4 protein-coding genes are annotated in these 2,298 nt (G+C 58.6%); all 4 read right to left on the minus strand.

The features are described 5' to 3' along the window. Window positions 1-229, minus strand: a 229-nt coding sequence (locus tag EOA29_RS33490; RefSeq protein ID WP_127222204.1) for an FRG domain-containing protein, incomplete at its 3' end; no start/stop codon positions are given. Between the two features lie 107 nt (window positions 230-336). After that, entirely contained in the window at window positions 337-1,491 is a 1,155-nt protein-coding gene (locus EOA29_RS33495; RefSeq protein ID WP_127222205.1) for a hypothetical protein, read from the minus strand. Continuing rightward, a complete protein-coding gene (locus tag EOA29_RS33500) occupies window positions 1,491-1,835 on the minus strand; it encodes a hypothetical protein (RefSeq protein ID WP_127222206.1) in 345 nt (114 codons plus the stop codon). The genes EOA29_RS33495 and EOA29_RS33500 overlap by 1 nt, the downstream gene beginning before the upstream one ends. Continuing rightward, the coding region (locus tag EOA29_RS33505; protein WP_127222207.1) for a 7-cyano-7-deazaguanine synthase at window positions 1,835-2,298 on the minus strand (464 nt) is incomplete at its 5' end. The genes EOA29_RS33505 and EOA29_RS33500, both read right to left, overlap by 1 nt.

Below are 2,298 nucleotides of genomic sequence, written 5' to 3' on the forward strand. Positions count from 1 at the left end.
GGCCATGGTGCTGAGCAACGGCAAGCCAATTCCAGGTGCCGGTGACGGGCAACTGGAACATCGGCTCGGCGGACTGCTGAAATGCGCGAAAGACTCGTTCCTCGTTAATAGCAGAGTACACCGCAGGTGGTCGTCCAACGGTCGGAATGTGCTCGTGCAATACCGAGCCACATCCGCGAAAAACGCGCATCGGATGCGCCTTCGCGTCAATGAACTCGATGAATTTCATCCACCGCGCCTGGGTTTCCCGTACCATCCCTTCAAACTTTTCCGGGCCGGGTGCGCCGTGCGGACGTCTGTCGGCCACGTAGGGCGATGTCTTCCGAGGCGGCGATGTCATTGCGATGGGACCTTCATCGCGTGGTACAGCGCGGTCGGATAATCGCCCGCGATGCGCGAAGCTGGGAAGCACATCTCAACCGTGCGCCGATCGCGTTCGGGCCAGAACACAACCTTCGGCTCCCCTACCTGCTCACGAATTCCTGCGCTGAGTGCGATGTTCTCGTTTGATCCCATGATCAGGAGGTCGATCGGCCCTTTAGCCTGGTCTTGGTCTATGAATGCGAAGGCTGGCGCTCCGCCAAGAGTCTCGATCCAACCTTGCGTTTGAACTACCAGCGACTTTGCCTCGAAGCGGCCTACACCAAGGACCCGCAAGCGTTGTTCATTCTTCCGACTGACACGAAGCTTATTCAGATTCTCCGGAGGAAGCAGAGGCAGTCGAGCATCCTCGATGAAATGTGCGATGCTCCTCGCCGCAAAATCAGCTGCTTCCACCGGCTCTAGTCCGCGTTCACCCCACGCATGCGCAAAGGCGGCTGCAAGAACGTCGCCGACGCCGATACGGAAGTAACTCTCAGCGTTGTAGCTGGGAATGGAAATGGGAGGGCCGCCGAAGAACACCTGGATACCTCCCAACCGATCACGGCACAGCAGAACCTGTGGAGACGGCTTTGAATCAAAAATGTTGTCGGCTGCCTGCGTAAGTTTCTCCGGAGTTGGCATCGCCCCGCGCTCGAAGCCGCCGAAACCAAGGAGCTCCTCAGTCGACACGATCATCGCTAGCCTCTCAGCCGTCGATCCGTTTTCGTGGTATGGCTCATAGGAATTCTGCGGGTCGTAGACGACAGTTCTGCCTTCCACCTTTGCGCTTCCCTCCATGAACCCGAAGCGCAACACAACGTCGCCTTTCACTTGCAAGGGTGCTTCCTGCTGATCTGCGTCCAGCGCGTCAGGAATGAACGACTTCTGCAGCGTATCGAGATACTCGAAAATCAACTCGTGCTTCGTCGGCGCCAAGTTGCCGACGATTCCAAAACTGGAGAGTGTCGCCTCGGCATCATTCCTCCAGACCGACGGAACGTAGGAATGAAGGACGGTTTCGTGCCAAAGCCCGCTGGCCGCGATGGCTGCGCGCATCCCCGATCCGAACAACCGTTCCCACTTGGGATATTGGCAGCGTTCAAGATAGGTCGAGCCGGCAATAATCATTATGCCCTCATCACCGCTACAGAACACCGAGAGGCTGACACGAACTGTATAGTCGCGATGTAGCGCGCCCCACCCTCAACGCAGCCGATCAGCTGTGCCAGACCTTGAAACGCCGCGAGCGTGCCCACGATCGCACCGGCATTCGTTGCGCAAACGAGGCTGCGCCACTGGCCATTCACCGAAATCTGAACGAGGAGCTCGTCGCCCTTCTCCAGTCCTGGTACCTCGTTCGGTCGGAAACCTACGAGATCCAGTTCGAAACTCAGATCGCAGCCGTCTTCGAGCACCACCGGCTTACGATTAGTCGCCGCCTGCCGGGCGCCACTCGGTGCATAGCCTCCCATCAGGCGGCTCCTCTCTTAGGCCGAGGGTAAGTCGTCTCCACGCACTCGCGATGCTTGAGGCAGCCATTGCACTGACCACAGGCATACTCGTGGACATGACAGGAAAAGGTGAGACCGATCAGTTCGTACGGGAAACCTGAGTTGCGCAGAAGCGTCTTTGTCGACATTCGTCGTGCCGGCGCGCTGACGTGCACATTCCCCTCCTGAAGCGCGAGGGTGCGATCGAGCGCCCTCAGAAACGGCGCTTTTCCATCGGCGTGCTGGTCCGTCGACACAGAACCGAGAATGATCTCGGTTAAACCCTCGGGCATGAATTTCATCGCCGCAAGCGTCACCAGCATCTGGTTGCGGTACGGCCAAAACTCGGCCGCTGAGGCACCGGGTGCCTGGTCCTTCCCTGCCATCGTACCTGTGCCCAAAGAGGTAAGGTCGGCGTGCATCGTGCGATGCTCAAGACCAATCC

It is taken from the genome of Mesorhizobium sp. M1E.F.Ca.ET.063.01.1.1 (assembly GCF_003998155.1).
Classification (GTDB): Bacteria; Pseudomonadota; Alphaproteobacteria; order Rhizobiales; family Rhizobiaceae; genus Mesorhizobium.